Source organism: Roseibium aquae (assembly GCF_008711285.1).
GTDB lineage: Bacteria > Pseudomonadota > Alphaproteobacteria > Rhizobiales > Stappiaceae > Roseibium > Roseibium aquae.
The window spans coordinates 13,329-34,970 of the sequence record NZ_VXDC01000011.1; the positions used below are offsets into that span (position 1 = coordinate 13,329).

18 protein-coding genes are annotated in these 21,642 nt (G+C 59.5%); 3 read left to right on the forward strand and 15 right to left on the reverse strand.

Translation table 11 applies throughout. The annotated features are described in order from the left end of the window. Positions 1 to 178 precede the first annotated feature (178 nt). Positions 179 to 1,120, reverse strand: a complete 942-nt coding sequence (locus F0184_RS16510) for a LysR substrate-binding domain-containing protein (RefSeq protein WP_150497315.1) — start codon at positions 1,118 to 1,120, stop codon at positions 179 to 181. A 121-nt stretch (positions 1,121 to 1,241) separates the two neighbouring features. On the opposite strand from F0184_RS16510, the gene F0184_RS20615 reads away from it, so the two are divergent. Beyond that, positions 1,242 to 1,379: a hypothetical protein gene (locus F0184_RS20615; protein ID WP_172972143.1), complete on the forward strand. Its 138-nt coding sequence runs from the start codon at positions 1,242 to 1,244 to the stop codon at positions 1,377 to 1,379. A gap of 79 nt (positions 1,380 to 1,458) precedes the next feature. Here the strand turns inward: F0184_RS20615 and lepA are convergent, their stop codons facing one another. Continuing rightward, entirely contained in the window at positions 1,459 to 3,264 is a 1,806-nt protein-coding gene (gene lepA, locus F0184_RS16515) for a translation elongation factor 4 (protein ID WP_150497316.1), read from the reverse strand. Between the two features lie 162 nt (positions 3,265 to 3,426). Here lepA and F0184_RS16520 point away from each other — a divergent pair, with 162 nt between their 5' ends. After that, positions 3,427 to 3,942, forward strand: a complete 516-nt coding sequence (locus F0184_RS16520; RefSeq protein WP_150497317.1) for a GNAT family N-acetyltransferase — start codon at positions 3,427 to 3,429, stop codon at positions 3,940 to 3,942. A 15-nt stretch (positions 3,943 to 3,957) separates the two neighbouring features. Here the strand turns inward: F0184_RS16520 and mepA are convergent, their stop codons facing one another. Then, positions 3,958 to 5,001: a penicillin-insensitive murein endopeptidase gene (gene mepA / locus F0184_RS16525; RefSeq protein ID WP_150497318.1), complete on the reverse strand. Its 1,044-nt coding sequence runs from the start codon at positions 4,999 to 5,001 to the stop codon at positions 3,958 to 3,960. 4 nt (positions 5,002 to 5,005) lie between these two features. Next, positions 5,006 to 6,091: a patatin-like phospholipase family protein gene (locus F0184_RS16530; protein ID WP_150497319.1), complete on the reverse strand. Its 1,086-nt coding sequence runs from the start codon at positions 6,089 to 6,091 to the stop codon at positions 5,006 to 5,008. A gap of 235 nt (positions 6,092 to 6,326) precedes the next feature. Here F0184_RS16530 and F0184_RS16535 point away from each other — a divergent pair, with 235 nt between their 5' ends. Beyond that, positions 6,327 to 7,373, forward strand: coding sequence for a M42 family metallopeptidase (locus tag F0184_RS16535; protein WP_150497320.1), 1,047 nt, complete (start codon positions 6,327 to 6,329; stop codon positions 7,371 to 7,373). Between the two features lie 182 nt (positions 7,374 to 7,555). Here the strand turns inward: F0184_RS16535 and F0184_RS16540 are convergent, their stop codons facing one another. The 11 genes from F0184_RS16540 to F0184_RS16590 form a co-directional block, all read right to left on the reverse strand. Beyond that, the gene (locus tag F0184_RS16540) at positions 7,556 to 8,149 is read right to left on the reverse strand and encodes a hypothetical protein (protein ID WP_150497321.1); all 594 of its coding nucleotides are present in this window, start codon (positions 8,147 to 8,149) and stop codon (positions 7,556 to 7,558) included. Positions 8,150 to 8,244: 95 nt separating this feature from the next. After that, positions 8,245 to 8,901, reverse strand: a complete 657-nt coding sequence (locus F0184_RS16545) for an alpha/beta hydrolase (RefSeq protein WP_150497322.1) — start codon at positions 8,899 to 8,901, stop codon at positions 8,245 to 8,247. A 25-nt stretch (positions 8,902 to 8,926) separates the two neighbouring features. Continuing rightward, a complete protein-coding gene (locus F0184_RS16550) occupies positions 8,927 to 10,159 on the reverse strand; it encodes a TCR/Tet family MFS transporter (RefSeq protein ID WP_208998525.1) in 1,233 nt (410 codons plus the stop codon). Positions 10,160 to 10,197: 38 nt separating this feature from the next. Beyond that, the gene (locus F0184_RS16555) at positions 10,198 to 11,802 is read right to left on the reverse strand and encodes a B12-binding domain-containing radical SAM protein (protein WP_150497323.1); all 1,605 of its coding nucleotides are present in this window, start codon (positions 11,800 to 11,802) and stop codon (positions 10,198 to 10,200) included. 197 nt (positions 11,803 to 11,999) lie between these two features. Then, complete coding sequence (locus F0184_RS16560; protein WP_150497324.1) at positions 12,000 to 12,200, reverse strand: cold-shock protein; 201 nt, start codon at positions 12,198 to 12,200, stop codon at positions 12,000 to 12,002. 388 nt (positions 12,201 to 12,588) lie between these two features. Then, positions 12,589 to 13,044 (reverse strand): YtoQ family protein, encoded by a 456-nt coding sequence (locus F0184_RS16565; protein ID WP_172972144.1) that lies wholly within the window; start codon positions 13,042 to 13,044, stop codon positions 12,589 to 12,591. 272 nt (positions 13,045 to 13,316) lie between these two features. Further along, a complete protein-coding gene (locus tag F0184_RS16570; RefSeq protein ID WP_150497326.1) occupies positions 13,317 to 14,186 on the reverse strand; it encodes an SDR family oxidoreductase in 870 nt (289 codons plus the stop codon). 4 nt (positions 14,187 to 14,190) lie between these two features. Continuing rightward, complete coding sequence (locus F0184_RS16575; RefSeq protein ID WP_150497327.1) at positions 14,191 to 15,033, reverse strand: TrmH family RNA methyltransferase; 843 nt, start codon at positions 15,031 to 15,033, stop codon at positions 14,191 to 14,193. A 180-nt stretch (positions 15,034 to 15,213) separates the two neighbouring features. Beyond that, positions 15,214 to 16,167, reverse strand: coding sequence for a class I SAM-dependent rRNA methyltransferase (locus F0184_RS16580; protein ID WP_244299264.1), 954 nt, complete (start codon positions 16,165 to 16,167; stop codon positions 15,214 to 15,216). Positions 16,168 to 16,353: 186 nt separating this feature from the next. Then, positions 16,354 to 18,792, reverse strand: coding sequence for a methyl-accepting chemotaxis protein (locus tag F0184_RS16585; protein WP_150497328.1), 2,439 nt, complete (start codon positions 18,790 to 18,792; stop codon positions 16,354 to 16,356). A gap of 400 nt (positions 18,793 to 19,192) precedes the next feature. Next, a complete protein-coding gene (locus F0184_RS16590; RefSeq protein ID WP_150497329.1) occupies positions 19,193 to 21,628 on the reverse strand; it encodes a methyl-accepting chemotaxis protein in 2,436 nt (811 codons plus the stop codon). Positions 21,629 to 21,642 lie beyond the last annotated feature (14 nt).

The window sequence follows — 21,642 nt, forward strand, 5'->3', positions numbered from 1 at the left end:
GCGGCCGGTCCATCAGATAAATCGGCCGCAGGCGGGCCCCTCGACACAACTCAGCCGACCCGGGACCGCGGCAAATGCCAGGCTGGAGGCGATTGTCTGGGCTGTTCGTTGAAATGGTTCATTCGTCATGGAGCCGAGTTTACCGTCCGTCTTCGGAAAGACAAGCAGGCGGTTCTGCTCAACTGGAGAGAATCGGCTCCTGATTTGCAGGTGCGCGGTCCGCCCCCTTCGGGCGTCCGATGGAGGTCTGCAATTCGTGCCGGATCCAATTCGCAAAGGCGGTCTTGGCTTTCGTATCCGGTATGGTCGCGCTGCTGAGCAGCCAGTAGGACAGACCCGTGGCCGGACGTTCGGCGAATGGCGCCGCAACTTGACCGGACTGGACAGCGTAGTAGGCGAGTGTTTCCCAAGCAAGGAAAACGCCTTGGCCTGTGATGGCTGCATCAAGACAGAGCGCGGCATCCGAATAGACCGGACCGTCACCAAGGATGCTCTCATCGAGTCCGAAGACATCTAGCCAGGTTTTCCATGTGAACATTTGGCCCGGATCCCGGATGATCGGCAGCTTGGCGATATCGGCAGGCTCCTGGATCTGCGCGGCGAGTGCGGGGCTGCAAACGGGAAAAACCCTCTGGTTCAAGAGTTTTTCTGCCTTGAGCCGCGGATAGGGGCCGGCCCCGACCCGGATACACAGATCGACATCGCTCGAGTCCGGGTCGACCAGGTCGACCGTCGCCTCCACACGAACGCGGATGCCAGGATGTGTCTTGTTGAATTTCTTCAGATGCCAGACAAGCCACTTGCCGGCAAACACGGGGGCGACGGAGATCGTGAGGGCATCCTGACGCTGCCGTTTCGTTGTTGCAACCGCGCTGGAGAGGGCGGACATTCCCGCTGTCAGGTGCGGCTGCATGGCCAGTCCATGGGTGGTCGGGATCAGGCCCCGTCCCTGGCGTTCGAACAGGCGCACGCCAAGCTGGCTTTCGGTTTTCTGGAGTTGTTGACTGACCGCGCCCATGGTGACGCCCAACTCGTCCGCGGCGCCTTTGAGGTTTCCCAGGCGCAGGACGGCCTCGACGGCCCTTAAGCCCGACAGGTGAATGCGGTTGAGGTCTCTCATTATAGTTTTTCTATATTATAAATCAGAATAAGTCGATTTTTTATTGAGCTAATTGCCCTATCTATACAGCAAGGCTAAATCCAGACGGATGGGGCCACGACCAGACTATCAAGGAGAAAGAATGCTCAAACGAATGTTTCAGCGCCAATGGCGGCACAGCGCTCGCACTGGCGCAAGCCATGTCGATCCGCTCGACCATCCAGCAATTCAGCGCATGAGCCAGCGCGAACTGGCCGATCTGCCTTTACAACGCAGGTGAGACGCGGACATGACAGAAAAACAAAAAAGGCGCAGGAGACCCTCCATGCGCCTTTTGTTTTCAGACGTTTCGGCCGGACTCAGTCGTCCATCTTGAGGGCTTGAATGAAAGCCTCCTGCGGGATTTCTACCTTCCCGAACTGGCGCATCTTCTTCTTGCCCGCCTTTTGCTTTTCCAGAAGCTTTCGTTTCCGCGTGGCGTCGCCGCCATAGCATTTGGCGGTCACATCCTTGCGCAAGGCCGACAGCGTTTCGCGCGCAATGACCTTGCCGCCAATGGCCGCCTGGATCGGGATCTTGAACATGTGCCGCGGGATCAGTTCTTTCAGCTTCTCAACCATGGCGCGGCCGCGCCGTTCTGCCTGACTGCGGTGCACGAGAACGGACAAGGCGTCCACCGGCTCCTCATTGACGAGGATCGACATCTTCACAAGGTCGCCGGCACGGTAATCGGAGATCTGATAGTCGAACGAGGCATAGCCCTTTGAGATCGATTTCAACCGGTCGTAAAAATCGAAGACGACCTCGTTCAGCGGCAGATCATAGGCGACCATTGCCCGGCTACCGACATACGACAAGTCGATCTGCAGCCCGCGGCGTTCCTGGCACAGCTTCAAGATCCCGCCGAGAAACTCGTCGGGGGTCATGATGTTTGCCCGGATCCAGGGCTCGCGGATTTCCTTGATCTTGACGACGTCCGGCATGTCGGCGGGGTTGTGCAGTTCGACGTCCGTGTTGTCGGTAAGCGTCATCTGATAGACAACCGATGGGGCGGTGGCGATCAGGTCGAGATCGAATTCGCGGGAGAGGCGCTCCTGAATGATTTCCAGATGCAGCAATCCCAGAAATCCGCAGCGGAAGCCGAAGCCGAGCGCCGCCGACGTTTCCATTTCATAAGAGAAACTGGCATCGTTCAGGCGAAGCTTGCCCATGGCCGAGCGAAGGTCTTCAAAATCGTTCGCATCCACGGGAAACAGGCCGCAGAACACAACCGGCTGGGCCGGCTTGAAACCGGGCAGCGCCTCGGCGCAGGGCTTCTTTTCAAGCGTGATGGTGTCTCCGACCCGGGTGTCCGCCACCTCCTTTATGGAACCGGTGATAACCCCAATCTCGCCCGCCTTCAGTTCATCCACCTGCAGGAACTTTGGCGTCATCACCCCGACACGATCAACATCATAGACCGCACCGGTGCCCATCATCTTGACCCTTTGGCCCTTTTTCAAGGAGCCGTTGATCACACGGACCAGAACCATCACACCGAGATAGGTATCGTACCAGCTGTCGACCAGCATCGCCTTGAGCGTGTCGTCCGGATCCCCTTGAGGGGCGGGAAGTTTCGAGACGATCGCTTCCAGGACGGTGTCGACGCCAAGGCCGGTTTTGGCGGAGATCAGACACGCCTCGGAGGCGTCGATACCGATCACATCCTCGATCTGCTCCCGGATCCGGTCCGGTTCGGCGGCCGGCAGATCAACCTTGTTCAGGACCGTCACGATCTCATGATCGTTGTCGATGGCCTGATACACGTTGGCAAGGGTTTGCGCTTCCACGCCCTGGGAGGCATCGACCACCAGAAGCGAGCCTTCGCAAGCCGCGAGCGATCTTGACACCTCATAGGCAAAGTCAACATGGCCCGGCGTGTCGATCAGATTCAGAATGTATTGTTGGCCATCCTTGGCGTCGTAAACCAGACGGACCGTCTGAGCCTTGATCGTGATGCCGCGCTCACGCTCGATGTCCATGGAATCGAGCAATTGCTCGGTCATTTCCCGATCGGTCACCGTGCCCGTCATCTGGATCAGCCGGTCGGCCAGGGTCGACTTGCCATGATCGATATGGGCCACGATGGAGAAGTTGCGGATGTTGGAAAGCGTCTTGCTCGTCATGCCGCCCCTTTACCACCGCATTTCAGTTTCTTCCAGTCAGAAAGCGGAGAATACTGCGGCCGATTAGCGCCGTTTCTCAACAGCTAAGTCATTTGCCGCATTGCTGTCTCCCGGTGCAAAAGGATGGACCCGGTGGACCGCTATTCAAGAGGGGATCGATCCATGATTATCCGCGATGCCAACATGCAAGATGTTGCTGCGTTGCTCGAGCTGAAGAACCACGCTGTCCGCCATCTTGAGGCAACATGGACCACCGAACTGGAAACCCAAAATGGCACGCAACGATGGCTTGAAACGCAGCAGGCGGCGGGCCTGCCGGTCCTTGTAGCCTGCGCGCCGTCTGGTGAAGTGCTCGGTTATGCCAGCTACGGCCCCTACCGGCCAAAAAACGGATACCGGCATACGATCAGCCATTCGGTTTACGTCCAACCGGGTCGTCAGGGCGGCGGCGTTGGGTCGGCCCTGTTGGAGGAACTGATCATGCGGGCGGCAAACGGTGGATATCATGTGATGGTGGCCGGTATCGACGGCGGCAATGCCGGATCGATTTCCTTTCACCAAAAGCGTGGCTTTGAGATTTCCGGACGCCTGCCACAGGTGGGCACCAAGTTTGGCCGGTGGCTCGATCTCGTGCTCATGACACGCGTGCTTAATCAGAATCCGCCGCCTGAAGCGTAAACCCGCGTTGACGAATCAGTCGGTGGTGAGGACCGTGCGGCAATCCTGCGGCAAGGCGGACAGGGCCAGGGGTCTTTTCTTGACGACCGGCTTGTTCGGATCCCTGGGTTCCTTCGGCACCCAGGGTTCATCGGACAGCCAATAGGCGAGGTCCTCACCGCATCCGTCGCCGGGCGGGGGCCGAGCCTGGTCCTTGCAGCCCGGACTGTCCTTCGGGCAGGAAAGGCGGATGTGGAAGTGGTAGTGGTGTCCCCACCAGGGGCGCACGGTTCTCAGCCATCCGCGGTCATTGCTTGTTTCGAAGTCGCACAAGGCCTTCTTGATCACCGGATTGACGAAGATGCGGGCAACGCGCTTGTCTTGCGCGGCGCGTTTGATCAATCGGGCATGCGTGTCCGTCCATTTGTTTGGATCGACCCTCCTGTCGGCTCCCTTCACATCCAAAGGTCCCTTGAGCATCGACAGGAAATCCAGCGTTTCGCGTTCTTGTTCCGACAAGCGCCGATCCGGCATTTCCCGCAACCAGATATCGGCGTCCAACCCTACTTGATGACTGGAATGGCCAAAGGTCATGGGGCCGCCGCGCGGCTGCGAGAGATCCCCAACCAGAAGGCCGCGCCATCCGAGCGACGGGGCCTCTTTGGCCAGGTCTTCCAGAAAGCGGATCAGTTCCGGGTGGCCCCAATTGCGATTGCGCGACAACCGCATGACCTGCCAGGTCGCGCCGTCCACCGGCAGTGCCGCGCCGCCGGCCAGACAGCCGCGGGCATAGGACCCGATAGCGCGGGCCTGCAGGTTTGCGGGCCGGTCCACCGCTCCGAAGTAGTCTTTTGCGGCCTGGTCTCCGCTCAAGCGGAGGTTGGCCGGTTTCGCGGACCCTCGACCTTCGGGGGGCGATACCTTGGGCGCGGGGACCGGAACGCTTTTCTGGACGTTGTCCGGTCCCGATTGGGCGGGCTTTGTTGCCGGGACCGCTCCGGCGCTCGCACCGGAAAGGGTCGATGGCGTTGTCAAAAGGAGCGCGAGTCCGAGTGCCCTGAATATCCCGGCGTGCCGCATGGTGTCAGGCCGCATCCTCAAGATTGGCGGTGGCAGATCCGTCGGCACCCCGCTCCAACCTGTCGCAGAGCATCGCGGCGATTTCATCGAGCAGGACCGTGTTGTCCTTGATGATCCGGTCGGCCGCCCCGTTCAGCGCCATGATGTTTCCGGGTCGCGCATTGTCCATGGCTTCGGCATCCGCGGGGATATCGCCATTGATACGGATATATTGTGCCGTACCCATTTCGCCGAACAGGTGTTCGGCTTGGTAGCTGGCCGTTTGCGATTGGCCATCTGAAAAAATCGCGAGGATCGGCACGCCCTTCGACGGCTGCATCCAGCCGACGGCGCCCCAGCCTATGGCTTCTTGATAGGGAAAGGGTTGCTGCGGGGCCCGTCCCGTACCAAGCGACAAGATCATGATGTCTTCGGAGGCCCAGCCAAGTTTGCGGGCTTCCAAATAGGCTGCGATCGCGGGATCGTTCATGAAGACGCCGCCATCCACCAATGCCTCTTCGCGCCGGCGGGTCAGGTTCTCGATACGCGCAGGTTCAAAGAACGACGGTGCGGCGGTGGTGGCCCGAACGGCCTGCCAGAAATAATAATCGTCCGGCCTGCTGCCGTTCTGTTCGAGCCCGTTGGTCATGAAAACGGCTTTGCGTTGTTCGATATCATAGGCGGTGAGGACCAGGCGGGTCAGCGCGCTGGCCATGGACGTCCAGCCGAAGCGTTCCTTCAACAGTCGTTCCAGCGGCCGCGCGTCATAGGATTCGTCGAAAAGGCCGAACGGATTCAGCACCATCCGGCTGAGCCTCTTGCCAAGGGAATGCATGAAGATGTCGCGGGCCTCGGTCTCGTAAAAGTGCCGCAAGTCCGAGATTGTCGCCGCCGCTTCGCCTTTGTGTCCGCCGGGTTTTGGGGCCGCCAGAGCGGCCGCGATCAAGCCGCCGGTCGAGGTGCCGCACATCAGATCGAAACAGGCATGCATCGGTGCGGCGGTGCCGCGATGGGCCATGCGGCTTTCCAGAGATTCAAGAATGCGTAAGGGAATGAGACCACGCACGCCGCCGCCATCAATGGAAAGGATGATTCTCTTTTTGTGCGCCATGGTTTCCCCTCACTCTTAGCCTTTGACCGCAAAACGCGCGGACAAAAATTATCCTGCAACACAATGGAGATGTTTGCGCTGAAATACGACACAGCGATGGCAGCTCCCGGGATTTCAATAAAAGCTGGATCGTGGCATGGAAGGATCAAGGTCCGATCATCGTTTGGCCGGATCGCATGCTTGAAACGGGGCGGTGGCTGCCACCGCCCGGTCGCACCAAACGGGAAATCTACACATGAACATCGACCTGCTTCGCCGCCTTTGTGAGACACCGGGCGTTCCTGGCCATGAACACCGGGTTCGGGACCTGATCAACAGCGAGATCAAGGGGCTCTTCGATACGGTGGAAACGGACGCGATGGGCTCGCTTTTGTGCAAGCGGGAGGCCCGCAAGGCGCCCAAAAAAGGTGTGCCGCCGAAAAAGATCATGCTGCTGTGCCACATGGATGAGATCGGTTTTCTCGTGTCCCACGTGACGGACAAGGGATTTGTTCATGTCCAGCCGGTCGGCGGTTTCGATCCGCGCAACCTGTTTTCAAGGCGCGTCCTGATCTCGACCGACGACGGCGATATCAAGGGGGTGATGAATCCGGGCGGCAAGCCGATCCATATCTCGACGCCGGAAGAGCGCAAGAAGGTTCCTGAACCGAAAGACTTCGTCATCGATACCGGCCTTGGCGAGAAAACGAAGGATATCGTCAAGATTGGCGATATGGTGACGATGGATGAGCCCTTGATCGAGATCGGCGACAAAATCGTGTCCAAGGCGCTCGACAACCGCGTGGCTTGCTGGCTGGGGATCGAGGCGATCCGTGCGCTGGGCAAGAGCAAGCACCAGAGCGAGATCCACGTCGCCTTTACCTGTCAGGAAGAGGTGGGCTTGCGCGGCGCCCGTACCGCCGCCTTCGCCATCAAGCCGGATATCGGGATTGGCATCGACGTCACCTTGTCCTGCGATACGCCGGGGGTATCCGAACCCGATCAAACCACGGTTCAGGGAAAGGGGTTCGGCCTTCACGTCAAGGATTCCAGCTTTATCGCGGACCGCGATCTCGTGCGCGAGTTCGAGGCCCTGGCCATCAAGGAAAACATTCCCTTCCAGCGGACGATGCTGGCTGCCGGCGGTCAGGACGGCGCGGCTGCCCAGCAAGCGGCGGCTGGCGCCAAGGCCGTGGGGATCGTGGTGGGGACCCGGTACATACACACCGTAACCGAAATGATCCACAAGTCGGACCTTGAGGCCGCGCGGGGCATTTTGGCGGCATACCTGAAACAGGCCTGATGTGTTTGACGGGTGGCGGGCCTATGCGCTGTCCGGCAAAAATGTCCAAAAGAAAGCCGGGCGGATTGTGCACCGCATTGCCGGTCCCGCTTTTGTCACTCTATGCCGCGTTGGAACCTGAGTCTGTAAACGGGAACGTCAGAAGAGGCAGCAGGGTAAATCGTCTAGCCAACTCGGGTTGGCTAGACGGTTCGTCCGAACAGGTTCGATACTTGCGTGCCGGTGCCGGCGTAAAGAGAGGCAACGGAGGCGCTTTGGGCGTTGGCCGTGATGCCGCCAAAGCTCGAGGTGATGTTGGACGCGCTGGCGGACCGGGCGGACAGTCCGGTGCTGCTGTCATACGAAACACGTTCGAATGAGACGAATTGACCAGAAATCTTCTGCCCGCCAATCTCGGCTTCGATTGTCGTGGTCGAAATGCTGGCGCTCTCGTAAGCCACGTCGGCTTGCGTCATGGGTCTGGTTTCCTCCAGACCGAGCGCGGCCCGCAATTTGTTCGCAGTCTTCTGGTAGTCGTTGACATCGGCGAGCGCGCGGTCGCGATCCGCTGTGAAGTCGTTGCGGCCGTTTTTGCCGTTCTCAACCGCCTCGCGCAGTGCAGCGATGACCGTGGCGTCTTCATCCGCCTTTTTCGAGGCGGCTTCCAAAGCCGATGAAATGCCGTTTTCGGCAGCTTTGGCCTTGCCGCCCTTTGGAGCGGGGTCTGGTTCCCGTCCACTTGAGGTCAAACTGAGAAGACTCGCGTTCTGCGTCGTCGTTTGAACCGAAATTTTCATGGCGGCGCGCTCCTGCGGTTAGGCCATCGTGCCTCTTGCATAGCGCGAAATCTTTAACGGATCCTTAACCTTTGTCGTTCGCCAGCCACTCCGCGCTATGTGAGATGAGCCGTCAAGAAACGGCCACCGAGCACCATGCCCCGTTCGTCAATCGTGTGACCGAGGCGGTCCAGCATGTGGCTTTCCACGGCGACGCCTTTCATCGCCAGAACCTCCGCGCTGCGGGATAAGTGGGAGCAGTCCACGACCTCATCGTCTTCACCGTGCACGATCAGGACCGGGCTCGTGGTGTTGATCCCGTCAAGCTGGTCCGGGCACGGCAGCAAGCCGGAGTATCCCAAAAGCGCGGCCGGCGGGATCGCTCGCCGTAAACCTGCATGAAAGGCCATCATTGCGCCTTGGGAGAACCCGACCAAAGCCAGATCGCTGTCAGTCAGGCCATGACGCTGAAGTTCCGCGTCCAGGAAAGCGTCAAGCGCCGGCCGGGCGCTTTCAGCCCCGAGGCAACACTCGCGCATGTCGCGCTCGGTGAGGGCAAACCACTGGCGCCCTCCCACTGCGTCAAAAGGCAGGGAAGCCGGTGCGTCTGGTGCGGCAAAGGCAGCCTCCGGCAAAGCGTTGGCCCAAGCGCGGCCGAGGTCGATCAGGTCTGCGCCGTCCGCGCCATAGCCATGCAGGATGACGACGAGCTTGCGGGCCCTTTGCCCGGACAGGGGTTGGAGGCGGGGTCCATCAAGTGTCGGGAGAACCATTCTTGCCGAACCTTTCGGAGTGTTATTATCCTTGGGGATTGAACGGGGCGGGCCGTTTCTGGCCCTGAAGCGCCATGAGGCAGACGATTATTGAAAGCGCGATCAGGCTTGCGGCAATCAGAAACGGCGCTCCGGGAAAATAAACCGGCGTGTCCCCCGCCGTGAAGACCGCGAAGGTTTGGGTCATCAAGACCGGACTGATCATCATGGAAACGCCGATGACGCTATAGATGAGCCCTTGGAGTTCGCCTTGGGCGTTGTCGGGGATTTGATTGGCCATCAAACCGGTGAGTGCGGCTTTTGTCATGGACCCGAAGGCGGCAAATGGGATGAGGGCGTAGACCATCCATCCCGCTCCAATAACAGCCAACCCAACAAAGCTGAGAAGGTTTGCCAATTGTGAGATAAAAAACGTCCAAGCCGGTCCGAATTTCGGTTCCACAACCCGGATGAGATAGCCTTGGACAAAGGCAAATCCGAGACCGACAGCGGCAAGGGAAGCTCCGTTTTCAATGGGGCCCCAGCCAAACGATATTTGGGTGTAGTAAGCCCAGATGGCGGGGTACACGGCCTCTGCGACTTCGAATAGAAAAAGCGACAGCAGCAAGAGCCGGACGCCCGGAAACTTGCCGATTTGCAGCAGTGCACCGAGCGGGTTCGCACGTCGCCAGTCAAAGGCCCTGCGGTTTTCCCGCGCAAGGCTTTCCGGCAGCACAAGATATCCGAGAAGGAAATTCGCAAAGGACAGGCACGCCGCTGCATAAAAGGGTGCGCGCGGACCGAACTCTCCGAGCAAGCCCCCAATCGCCGGACCAAAGATAAATCCGATGCCGAACCCGGCTCCAATCAAGCCGAAATTCTTTGTCCGGTCTTCTTTGGTGGAGACGTCTGCGATGAACGCTGAGGCTGTGGAAATCGTGGCCCCGGCGATGCCTGACAAAATGCGGCCGACAAAAAGCATGGCCAAGCTGCTTGCCAAGGCCATGATGATGTAATCGACGGCCAAGGTGATCTGTGAAACGAGCAAAACCGGCCGACGTCCAAACCGGTCCGACAGATTTCCAAGAGTTGGCCCGACAAGAAACTGCATGCTGGCGTAGGCAAGGCTAATGAGACCGCCCCATTTGGCGGCCTCGCTCAGCGGAGCGTCGGTCAATTCTGTCAGTAAATCGGGTAGGACAGGCAAAATGAGACCGATGCCCATGGTGTTCAGGGCAACGGTCGCGAAAATGAAGATAAGAGCCCGTTTCGGGGGCACCTGAGCGCCTAATGCAGAAATTTAAAATCCAGTGCTCGTTACTCGGCAGCCACCAAAGCTGGTGCCGTCCATTCCCCACGTTCGACTTCGTCAATCTGTTTGTCAATCTGCCCGATGACGAACCGTGAGAAGGGGCCAAGGTGCACATATAAGGCCATGAGCATGAGAACCGGCTTCACAGCTCTTGGATTGGTGACGGCGGTCTGGATCAAGGTTCGCCAGAAAGGCCCTCTGAACTCCGGCCGTGTTATGGTCATCGCCCAGATCAGCCGCCCGAACAGCTTGAGATCATGCCACAGCCCGGCGCTAATGATCGAGCCGTTTGCGCCTTTCATGTTCAGCATACTCGCTGTCTTGCGAACCCTGCCGAAATACGCCTCCGGAGAATAAACCTTGTCGACGATCTTGCGGAAATCGCGCAAGATCTGGGCGCGCGGGCGCTTCGTGGTGAAGTTCAACCCGGCGGTACACTGATCGCCGTCCAATGTGTCCGGATCGTCGATGCCATGGTCGGCGTGCAACCGGCCCTCCTTCTCCAGGCGGCGGGTCAGCTGGGTGTTCGGCAGCGCATAGAGAAGACCGGTCATCGCGACGGGGATCGCCGCTTCTTCGATCAGGTTTGTGATTTCGTCAGCGACTCGATCGCTTTCCTCGTCAAAGCCGACAATGAACCCGGCCACGACGAAGATCCCGGCTTCGTAGATCTTGTGCACGCTTTTCGCGATATCCCGGCGTGTGTTTTGTTTCTTCCTTGTGGCGACCAGCACCAACGGGTCCGGGCTTTCGATCCCGATGAAAACCGAGAAGAAACCGGCCTCTTGCAGCATCTTGAGTAGTTCGGGATCGTCGGCAAGGTTGAGAGATGCCTCGGTCGACATCTCGAACGGATAATTGCGCGCCTTTTGCCAGGCGATCAGCTCTGGCAGGAAGCCTTTCACCGCCTTCTTGTTGCCGATCAGGTTGTCGTCCACGAAGTCGACATGCCCGCGGTAGCCGAGTTCATAAAGCCGGTCGAGTTCGGCGAGCATCTGTGCGTTGGTCTTCGTCCGCGGAACCCGGCCATAAAGCTCGATGATGTCGCAGAATTCGCATGTGAACGGGCAGCCCCGCGAGAACTGGACACCGACTTGAACGTAGTTCTTGAATGTCAGGAGATCGAAGCGCGGGATTGGCGAGGACTGGACATCGGCCTTGAATTTTTCCGCCTCGAACGTTCCGCTGCGCACACCGCTTTCCCAGGCCTCTATGAACTTCGGCAGGATGCCTTCCGCCTCTCCAAGAACGCGGAAATCGGCGCGCTGGTAGATTTCGGGGCTGGAGGTTGCATCCGGACCGCCAACAGCGACCGGCACATTGTGTTGCTTGCACCGGTCGATGATCGACAGGCTGTCCGATTGTTGCGGAAGCATTCCACCTGTCAAAACAAGATCGGCCGCGATCAAGTCGGCATCCTTGAGGTCTTCCGTGTTGCAATCGATCAACCGCAGGTTCCAGCTGTCGGGCAACATGGCAGCCAGTGTGATCAAGCCCAAGGGCGGAGCCGGATATTTCGCTCCCACCATCTCGCAGGTGGCACCATAGTTCCAGAATGAGCCTGAGTTAAACCTCGGATAAATCAGCAGCACATTCGGTGACATCGTCATGCGGTCGCTCCAATCGCGCGGTGACCTGGAGTTCTGGCAAACCGGATTGCCGAGCTTCAGGAAGGTGCGCGGAGCCTAACAAGAAAGCAGCTCAACGCAAAGGTCTCAGGTGGCCTAGATGGGGCCAATAAAATGGCTTTCAAATAAAAAGGGCGGTTGAACCGCCCTCCCTTGGTTCGACATGGTTCCGCGAGCCATTAAAGAACCTTCAGATCCCCGGCGGTTGCACGTCCCAGGCGCCATTCAAGATCGAAGGCAACAATTTGACCTTCCTCAAGAGTTTCAATGCCCGAACGCTGAAGCGCGGTGGCGTCGACGAAGATGTCATCACCTTCGGCTGGTTCGATGGAGCCAATGCCCCGTCCAATGTCGAACCATTTTACATTTCCATGCAACATGGTTTCTCTTTCCAATGCTTTTGCCGGATTCCGACCGCCGCACACATATCGGGTCTTTAAAACGCGAACATGACAATGGGTGCTTGGAGGCCGATCATGGTGACACGCGGCTCTGTGTGATCGCAATCCGTGGGTAACGGATAAAGCGCCCGGACCGCCTCGTTGCCGACATCCCTTTTCCGGATATCCCTGGAACGAAGCTTGTTTTTGATAATGTGCCTTGTGTGCACAAAGACTGGGCGCTGCGCCTGATATGGTGATGTGCGCTTGGAATGCAAGTCGGGATCGAGGGACGATCGTTCCCAAGTCGGCTTTCTCCCGGAAGCTGGCCGCCACCGGGACACCTGAGGCCTGGTTGGGCATTTTGAACGCGCTGGACGTTTCGACCTTAACGCGACAGTTCGCCGCGAATGACATAGCGCAATATGTCGACCACCTGCTCGGCGGTTTCAGCCACCGCGAGGGCCGCCGCGTCCACTTCCTTCAACGGGTGTGTCAGGGTCTCATCGTGCAGGACAATCAACGGCTTGCCAAGCGCGGACGCGTATCCGGCATCGAATGCGGCGTTCCACTGCTTGTACTTGTCACCAAAGCGGACAACGACAATGTCGGACTGCTCGATCAGCGTGCGAGTGCGGATCGCATTCAGTTTGGCGCCCTTGTTGTCATGCCAGAATTTCTTTTCTTCCTGCCCCAGAATGTGAGCGCCGCAATCGTCGCTCGCGCCGTGGTCTGTCACTGGGCCGGAAAACACCACTGGAAGCTCCATGTCTTGCGCATCGCCGACAATTCGCTCCCGCCAGTCGGTATGGATTTCTCCAGACAGATACACGCTCCATTCCATAACAAGAATGTCCCTTCGGTTACCGGTTTTGCCCATTTGGGCGCAGAGGATTTGAGCGGAGCCTCGGCCGGGCGGGGCCGATTGTCAACAAGTCTGGGAGGCGGGGGTACACCAGAGCTGATGGAGGGAACCGGCACGGTAGAGTGCATGGGACGGTCACGGGCCGCTGTGTGGCGCGGATCTTCCGTTTCGCCGCCAGAATGCGGCTTGGTCGCGTTTTTTAACCACGCCGATTGGGGCGGCAGACTGTCCCCTTTCGGTGGTGAGGAGGCTCAATGCCCCTCCTGTTTCAGCAGATGATCGAGCGCGATGCGGTAATTCGGATACTGAAAGCTGTAGCCGAGTTCTTCTTTGACCCTCGCGTTCGAGACGCGCTTGTTCTCGCCATAGAACGATCGGGCCATCGGCGAGAGATCGGCTTCCTCAAACGGGATTTCCGGCGGAGCGTCTACGCCGAGCAAACCGGCCGCATAGGTCACGACGTCCTGGGGCGGGGCCGGTTCGTCATCCGTCACGTTGAAAATCCGCGTTTCCCGGCGGTCCATCGCGCGGCAAAGAACGCCGGCGATGTCGTCCACATAGATGCGATTGAACACTTGTCCCGGCTTGATCAACCGCCGGGCGCGCCCTGTCCTGAAGTTTTCGAACGTGCTCCGGCCCGGGCCGTAGATGCCGGATAGCCGGAAGATCTGCACCGGACAGCCGGTCTCGGATGCGAAGTCGAGCCAGTCCTGTTCGGCGGCCAGCCGCTGTTTCGATCGTCTGGACACGGGGCGGCAAGGGGTTTGTTCGTTGACCCAGGCGCCATCATGATTGCCATAGACCCCGACCGTTGAAAGATAGCCGATCCAGTCCGGCTTGGCGTCCGTCAGATCCTGGCGGTGCGTGTTGAGCACCGGGTCCCCGGTTTCATCGGGGGCAATGGATACAAGGACGTGGCTCGCCAGCGTCAAGGCGTTTGAAATTGCAGGTTCGGCGGTCTGGCCGTCGAAGACGAAGGGCTCCACACCCATGGCCCGGAGCGCTTCACCTTTTTGCTCGGAGCGTGTGGTTCCTCCAATCCAGTCGAAGCGGTCGCGAACGGCTTTGGCAAAGGCCTTTGATGAGAAACCGGCACCGAATATGAAAAGACGTTCGGACATGAAATCATAGCTCCAGATGCGGACGGCGGATTTCGTAAAGGGCAATTCCCGTTGCCACGGCCAGATTCAAGCTGTCGGCCTGACCGGCTTGCGGGATCCGGATCAGCGTGCGGCAGGCCGCCGCGATGTCCGGGCCAAGGCCATGCTGCTCGTTGCCCATCGTGAGCAGGACCGGTTCGGGATAGGTTGCGGCACGGTAGTCGACGGAGCCCTCGAGATGGGTGCCGACCACGGTGCCGGGCCAGTTCCTGGCAAACGCGAGGAAGGCCTCCTGCGAGCATTTCACAAGCGGGACATGGAACAATGATCCCATCGTGGCGCGCACCGTCTCGACGGCAAAGGGATCGGTGCAATCGCCGACCAGGATCACGCCGCTGGCTCCGGCCGCGTCAGCCGTCCGGATTATGGTTCCCAGATTGCCCGGATCCCGGACGCGGTCGAGGGCGATCCAGACGGTGGCCCCGGCAGCGGTGACGCTGGAAAGGGGGACGGTCTGTTGCTCGTAGACACCGACCACCATCTGCGGATTGTCCTTGCGGGTCATGGCCGACAGAATAGCGGTATTGACTTCCAGGATCATCGCGCCCCGGGCTTTGGCGGTGGCTGCGGCTTTCTGGGCAACGGGATTGTCTTTGGCCTCCGGCCCCAAAACCAGATAGCGCACGGTCCAACCGGCGCCCATCGCGTCAGTGGCAAGTTTCAAGCCTTCGGCGACGAAAAGACCGGACTGCGTGCGGTGCTTGCGTTGGGCGATCAGGCCCTTGATCTCCTTCACCAGCGGATTGGAATGGCTGGTGATCTGTTTGACGCTGCCGGCCCTGGGGGCGGACGTGCCCGATTGGCTCATGATATGCTCCGCAAGATAGGGCGGGAGGGACGGACCGTGGCGAATAAACCGCCCCGTCTGGTGGCTGCTTAGGCGCGTGATCGAGGGTGGTCAAGTCCGCTTGACGCCGTCCCTAGAAAACGTCCGCGTCAGCAACAGCGGGTCCATCCGGTTGTGGCATCGGTCTTGTCCGGATTTACGCTACCGGCTGCTCCATCTGGAAAACAGCGACGTCGACAGGGCCCGGTGTCCGCCGTCTTCTCGGATCAGCAGTTCGCCGGATTCAAGCCGACCTCCCTGATTTTGCAGCGTTTCGGCCATGAGCTCGTGGATCGACACAAAACTGGACCGGATCGCATAAGCAGTGAGGATCATGAAAACCGCGTCTTTCGACAAGAGTTTTTGCAAGTCCGCCAGCATCCCCGGCAGACTTGAATAGAGATCCCAGATCTCGCCCTTTGGGCCACGGCCGTATTTCGGAGGATCTAGAATGATCCCGTCGTAGGTGTTGCCCCGGCGAACTTCGCGCGCGACGAATTTCGAGGCATCTTCGCAGATCCATCTGATTGGCAGATCCTCGAGGCCTGAAAGCTCCTGGTTCTCCCGGGCATAGGTGATGGCTTTTTTCGAGGCGTCGATATGCGTCACGTGCGCGCCTTCCACCGCCGGAAGCAGTGACGCCAGACCGGTATAACCGAACAGATTGAGGACCTTGAGCGGGCGGTCCGGTTGGTGCTCGTGTTCCTGGCGGATTTTGGTGTTCACCCAGTCCCAATGGGCGGCTTGTTCCGGGAACACGCCGACATGCCGGAAGGACATGAAGCGCCCGTGGAATTTCACCGGACCGTAGGCCATTTGCCAGATTTCGGGGACATTGCCCGAAAACTTCCAACGCCCCGGACCTTCTTCTTCCGTGTCGCCGGAGAAAGCGGCGTCTGCCCGGTCCCAAACGGCAGGTTTCAAGCGCCGCCGCCCCATCGCCTGCGGTTCGGGACGGACAATCGTGAAACGCCCGTACCGTTCGAGTTTTTCGCCGTCTCCCATATCGAGGAGTGCATAGTCCGTCCATCCGGCCGTTTCCAGCATGAGCGGATAGGTCGAGACCGGGGCGGTTCCGGCGGGCGCGAAGGGCGGAGTGTCGGCAGTATCGGGCACGATGGTCCTGCATCTAGACGTTCATGTGATGTGGTGGCCTTACGCGGACGCTCGGCGCAGGTCAATTGTGCGGTGCGTCCGATTTGCCCATCCGGTCGGGCGGCGTTAACAAAAAAGCACCGTCCCGGCGGCTTGGGGACGGTGCTTGGCTTGCGGTTTTGCCCGGCGAGAGGTCAGGCGGGAGGTTCAGGCGGCGGCGACATCGGTCAGGAACCGGTCGACCTCGCCTTTCAAGCTTTCCATCTTGGCTGTAAGCTCTTCGGATGCGCCGACCACCAACTCCGCCGACTGAGTTGTGCGGTCGACGGCCAGGTTCAGCTCACTCATGTTGCCTGTCACGATCTGCGTCCCGTGCGCGGCTTCCTGGACGTTTTTCGAGATTTCGTTGGTCGCGGAGCCTTGTTGCTGGACCGCGGCCGCAATCGCGTTCGTGTAGTCGTTCACTTCATCCATCGTGCCCGTGATCGAGACGATCGCCTGGGCCGATTCCTCGGTGGCGGCCTGAATGGCCGAGATCTGGGCGGAGATCTCTTCGGTGGCCTTGGACGTTTGGGTTGCGAGTTCCTTCACTTCGGCCGCGACCACGGCGAACCCCTTGCCGGCTTCCCCGGCGCGGGCCGCTTCGATGGTCGCGTTCAGCGCGAGCAGGTTTGTCTGTTCGGCGATCGCCTGAATGAGGTTGATCACTTCGCCGATCTTGGCGGCGGATTCGGCAAGGCCCTCGACCTTCTGATTGGTCAGGCGCGTGCCTTCCGTTGCCTTGGAGACAATTTCCGAGGTCCGGCCAACCTGCGCGCTGATTTCACCGATGGAGGCGGCCAACTCTTCGGCGGCGGACGCCACCGTCTGGACATTGCTGGCTGCGGTGTTGGAGGCTGACAATGTGTCTGTGGCCCGTGCGGCGCTGTCCCGGGCAATTCCGGTGAGGTTTTGCGCGGTGTTGTCGAGACTTGAGACAGTGATCTCGACGGTACCCAGCATGTCCTGCACGGATGCGCGGAAGTCGCTGACCAGCTCCTCAATCCGGCGTTGACGGGCAAGGCGGGCCTCTTCCTCTGCTCTTTGCTGTTGCTCCAGATTGGAGCGCTCGACCGCATTCCGCTGGAACACCTCCACTGTCCGGTACATCGCGCCGATTTCGTCCCGGCGTTCTGTGTGAGGGACATCGATGTCGCGTTCGCCGCCGGCGAGCCGCGACATGATGTCGGTCACGCTGCGGATGGGCCGGGTAATGGCGGTGTTCAAGACGGCTGCAAGCAAAACGCCGAAGAGGATGGCGACAGCGAGGGTGCCGCCAATTGTCAGGAGCGCCGTCTGGCCCGCTTTGCGCGTCAAATCGGATTGACCGACCGTGATCGCGGTGATTTGCCCGCCAACATCCGCCGCCAGTTGGTCCAACTCCCGTGTCAGGCGTCCAAGCTCGTCTTGCGAAGTCACGATTTGGTCGAAGGCGGCGGCAAATTCCTTGATTGCCTCTGGCATGCCCGCGATTTTGTCCGCGGCCTCGGGAAGAACTGTCCGGGCATCCGAGAGATTGGCGGCGATGGTCTCAAGTGTCTTGAAGTCGGCGCGCACCTGATCTGCCGACGTGCCGTCCGTGCCGGCAATGAACTGGATCGATCCCGCGCGTGTTCCGGCGGTCCCGCTGGCCAGAGCAATCGTGTACTGGCTGACGTCAGCCAGTTCCGCGAGCCGGGTTTGTGTCTCGGTGGCTTTCGCCAGTTCCAGATCCACCGTCTCGTAAGTTCCGATGCGGGCTGCCAGCGCATTCTCGCCAATTACTGTGATCAGGTCGGCGACAGTCTTTTTCTTACCGGCCCTGTTGAACAGGTTCGTTTCGGCCAAAAGATCCGGGAGCGCCGTCTGCAACTGCGTTGCCTGCTCGAACAGCAGATTGGTATCTTCTTCCTGCAGCGTTGGCAGATCCGCGTTCTTGAGCGTTTCGGCGGCCGCGACCATGCGCTCGAGACCGCCATTGATTTCTGCCATCACCTCTTCGGTCAGGTCCTTTGCCTTGTATTCACCGTCAATACCGAACCTTGGCTCCAGGGCCTTGGCCTCGGCCTGAATGCTAGCAGCCGCCCGTCCCAGAGCCCGGGCTTTTTCCTGGGTTTTCTTGGCGGCTTCCGCCGCTCCCGCCGCAGCTCGCTGGACCTGAGACACGCTGTCATTGATGCTGGAAGTCAAACCGTCCAACTCATTGCTGGCCGAGACAACTCTTCCTAGGGCGGTCTCTTGGGCAGCAATCCCGCCGGTGACCTTCTCAAAGGATGCGCGTAGCGCGTCCACCGATGCCTTGGTTAATGCGAGGCGGGACGCCTCGGCCGATTGGTCCGGAACAGACCGGGCGATTTTCGCCAAATCGTCTTGAAGATCGTCGATCGCCGCCAATGTCTTCCCGGCATTCTCCGCCGAGCGTGTCTTCATGTATGTTTCGCGTGCGTGAGACACGCTCTGCAAACGCGTTTGGGCGGCTGTCGCCTGATCGGAAACTTGTGTCCTTTGGGAAACGCCGTTCAGCGCCAGGATGCCGGCTCCGCCCACGAAGGCGGTAAGCAGCAGAATGGTGACGAACCCACCCCAAACTTTATAGGTGAATGTCAGATTGCTGAAAAATCGGGTCATGTCGTGTCTCGCTTCACATGGCCTTCGCGTTTGCTGCCCTTATTGCTCCGCACAATGACGAAGGTCTGTGAATCGAAAGTAAATAGTGATCTGTCTAATATTTATTGGCGCGTCGTATATTTCTGTTGTTTTGTTCGAGGTTGTTTGAAAAGGAAAAGTAAAATAACGAAAGACTTTGGAGAAGAACGGATTTTAGTTTAGCCGGATAATGAAATTTCTGGACGCCAAGAGCTGGACCTGTGGCAAAAAATTCCGACGTGCCGGGGGCATTCCAGCAATACGCGTTAAGAAAAATGCGAGCCGGCTTCGGGAGCCGGCTCGCAGGGAGGAATGCGATCCATTTTGGACGCCTGCCGCGCCAAAGCCCTCAGGGCTCTTGCGCAGGTAGGGGGAACCGGCTTCAAGCTGCCGCGACCTCCTGCAGGAACCGTTCGACTTCGACTTTCAACTCGTCCGTGCGTTGGGTCAGCTCGTTCGAGGCGGTCAGAACCATGTCCGCCGACGAGGATGTGTGATCCACCGCCTGGGTAAGCTGGGACATCGCGGAGGATACCGCCGTCGTGCCCTCGGCAGCCCGTTGGACGTTTTGAGATATTTCCGCGGTCGCCGCACCTTGCTGTTCGACAGCGGCCGCGATTGTGGACGTGTAGGAGTTCACCTCATCCATTGTTTGCGTGATCTCTCCGATGGCTTGAACGGATTCCCGGGTGGCCGCTTGGATATCCGAAATCTGCGCCGAGATTTCGTCCGTCGCCTTGGATGTTTGCGTCGCCAGTTCCTTGACTTCCGCCGCCACCACGGCAAAGCCTTTTCCAGCTTCCCCGGCCCGCGCCGCCTCGATAGTGGCGTTCAGCGCCAGAAGATTGGTCTGCTCCGCGATGGCCTGAATGAGCGTGATGACCTCACCGATCTTGGCTGCGGATTGCGCAAGGCCCTCGATTTTTTCATTCGTCATGCGCGTGCCCTCGGTGGCGCGGCCCACGACTTCGGTGGTTTGCGCCACCTGGCGGGAGATTTCACCGATGGAGGCCGCCAGCTCTTCGGAAGCGCTCGCGACGGTCTGCACGTTGTTCGTTGCTTCGCTGGAGGACGACATGGTTGTGTCGGCCAATCCGCTGCTTTCCCGGGCAATGCCGGTCAACGCGTTTGCGGTCTTGTCCAGGCTTCCCGCGGTTTGCTGGACGGACCCCAGCACGGTTTCGGCTTTTGTCCGGAACCCGGAGATCATTGCGTCGATGCGCTGTTGGCGGGCCCTCCGGCCTTCCTCTTCTTGGGCTTGTTCGGCCTGCAGACGCATGCGTTCGCGTGCATTGTCCTTGAACACCTGAACGGTGCGGTTCATGGCTCCAACCTCGTCTCCGCGGTCGAGCCCCGGGATGTCGACATCGTTGTCCCCATTCGCCAGCTTGTCCATGACGCCCGTCAGGGTTTGCAAGGGGCGGGTGATGGCCCGGCTCAAGATGAAGGCCAAAGCGATGCCGCCCAAGATAGCGGCCAGCAAGGTAAATCCGATCTGGTTTTGAGCGGTCTGACCTGCCGAATGGGCGCTGGACGCTTGCGCCGCGGTCAGCGCCGAAGTGGCGGCATTGACGGCTTGTGTGAATTCCTCCAGCTGCGCCTGCTTGGCGGAGAGCGCCGCTTCCACGCTTAACATGTCCTTGAACGCCCGATCGAAAGTGGCGATCGCAACCGGAATCTCGGCGATTGTCGCTTCGGCATCCGGGAGGGCAGCCGATTGGCGGGCGAGTTTCTCTTCAAGTTCGACGAGCTGCGCCACCTGCTCTTGCACTTTTGCCGGATCGCCATCGCCAAGATTGCCGAAAATCGCCAAGACCTCGGTTCGGCTCTGCAACGCAAGGCGGCTGAGCAGGACCGCGTTGGTCGCGACGGCGCGGATGCTGGCAAGCTGGGTTGAGGCATCCAGAGCGACTTTTTTGGCCGCCGCTACGGCTGGGGTCGATTGATTACGTATGTCTCCAGACGTTGCGATGAGCTCGTCGATTGCCTTGGCGACCGCTTGCCTTGCCTCGAATGCGGCATTGAAATCGAGATCACCGCCAAGGCCTTCGATCGCTTTGTTCAGGTTTCTCGCGTGCCGGGCAAGCAGGGAAATACTGGCGCGATCAATCCCGGCGATTGACTGGTAGGTCAGGGCTTTTGTCGCCGTAACGAGCTCGCGCGACATGTTCAGCGCCGTTTCGAGGTCCGCGCCACCAAGATTGCCACGGGCTGCGAGGTTCAGGAGTTTTATGACATAGCCCTGTTCCTGGACGGCGTAGATAGCCCCTGCAAGCTGGTTTGCCCCCTCAAGATCGTTGTTGGCCTTGAATGCCACCGCGCTGACCCGGATTTCGGCTGTCGCAACGGTCTCGGAGATGCTTGCGGCATGGTCTTCCAGGGCCCGCGTTGCCTCCAGAAGTGCGGCAAGCTGCTCCTTCTGGTTGAAACTGTCGGTGACAACCCCGTCAAACGTGGCCCCGAACTCCGATACGCCGGTGATCGCGGCCTCAACATCGGAAACCGCCTCCGGTTCCGTTGCGACCGATTTGCGGAGCGTTTCCAGCGCATCTTGAAGGTCGGCGATGGCTGTCCTGGTTTTGGACGCATTCGCTTCGTCACGCTGTTTGAGAAACGTCTCGCGCGCAACCGATGTCTCTTGAAGGTGCTGAGCCACCGTGGTGGATTGCCCGGCAACCTCAAATTTTTCCGTCAAGGTTACGATGGCCGAGAACCCGACAGCGCCCACAATGGCTGTCACGGCCAGAATGGCCACAAAGCCGCCGCCGACTTTTACCCCAAAACGCAGATCATTCAGTTTTTTGATGACGCGCTTCATGCTCCCCCCGCAAG

What these genes read in the sequence shown, in the direction of transcription:
- F0184_RS16570 (WP_150497326.1), bottom strand. Translation starts at nt 14,186, where the DNA reads ATGTCCGAACGTCTTTTCATATTCGGTGCCGGTTTCTCATCAAAGGCC.
- F0184_RS16520 (WP_150497317.1), top strand. Translation starts at nt 3,427, where the DNA reads ATGATTATCCGCGATGCCAACATGCAAGATGTTGCTGCGTTGCTCGAG.
- F0184_RS20615 (WP_172972143.1), top strand. Translation starts at nt 1,242, where the DNA reads ATGCTCAAACGAATGTTTCAGCGCCAATGGCGGCACAGCGCTCGCACT.
- F0184_RS16540 (WP_150497321.1), bottom strand. Translation starts at nt 8,149, where the DNA reads ATGAAAATTTCGGTTCAAACGACGACGCAGAACGCGAGTCTTCTCAGT.
- F0184_RS16590 (WP_150497329.1), bottom strand. Translation starts at nt 21,628, where the DNA reads ATGAAGCGCGTCATCAAAAAACTGAATGATCTGCGTTTTGGGGTAAAA.
- F0184_RS16585 (WP_150497328.1), bottom strand. Translation starts at nt 18,792, where the DNA reads ATGACCCGATTTTTCAGCAATCTGACATTCACCTATAAAGTTTGGGGT.
- F0184_RS16560 (WP_150497324.1), bottom strand. Translation starts at nt 12,200, where the DNA reads ATGTTGCATGGAAATGTAAAATGGTTCGACATTGGACGGGGCATTGGC.
- F0184_RS16545 (WP_150497322.1), bottom strand. Translation starts at nt 8,901, where the DNA reads ATGGTTCTCCCGACACTTGATGGACCCCGCCTCCAACCCCTGTCCGGG.
- F0184_RS16535 (WP_150497320.1), top strand. Translation starts at nt 6,327, where the DNA reads ATGAACATCGACCTGCTTCGCCGCCTTTGTGAGACACCGGGCGTTCCT.
- F0184_RS16530 (WP_150497319.1), bottom strand. Translation starts at nt 6,091, where the DNA reads ATGGCGCACAAAAAGAGAATCATCCTTTCCATTGATGGCGGCGGCGTG.
- mepA (WP_150497318.1), bottom strand. Translation starts at nt 5,001, where the DNA reads ATGCGGCACGCCGGGATATTCAGGGCACTCGGACTCGCGCTCCTTTTG.
- F0184_RS16575 (WP_150497327.1), bottom strand. Translation starts at nt 15,033, where the DNA reads ATGAGCCAATCGGGCACGTCCGCCCCCAGGGCCGGCAGCGTCAAACAG.
- F0184_RS16565 (WP_172972144.1), bottom strand. Translation starts at nt 13,044, where the DNA reads ATGGAATGGAGCGTGTATCTGTCTGGAGAAATCCATACCGACTGGCGG.
- F0184_RS16510 (WP_150497315.1), bottom strand. Translation starts at nt 1,120, where the DNA reads ATGAGAGACCTCAACCGCATTCACCTGTCGGGCTTAAGGGCCGTCGAG.
- F0184_RS16555 (WP_150497323.1), bottom strand. Translation starts at nt 11,802, where the DNA reads ATGACGATGTCACCGAATGTGCTGCTGATTTATCCGAGGTTTAACTCA.
- lepA (WP_150497316.1), bottom strand. Translation starts at nt 3,264, where the DNA reads ATGACGAGCAAGACGCTTTCCAACATCCGCAACTTCTCCATCGTGGCC.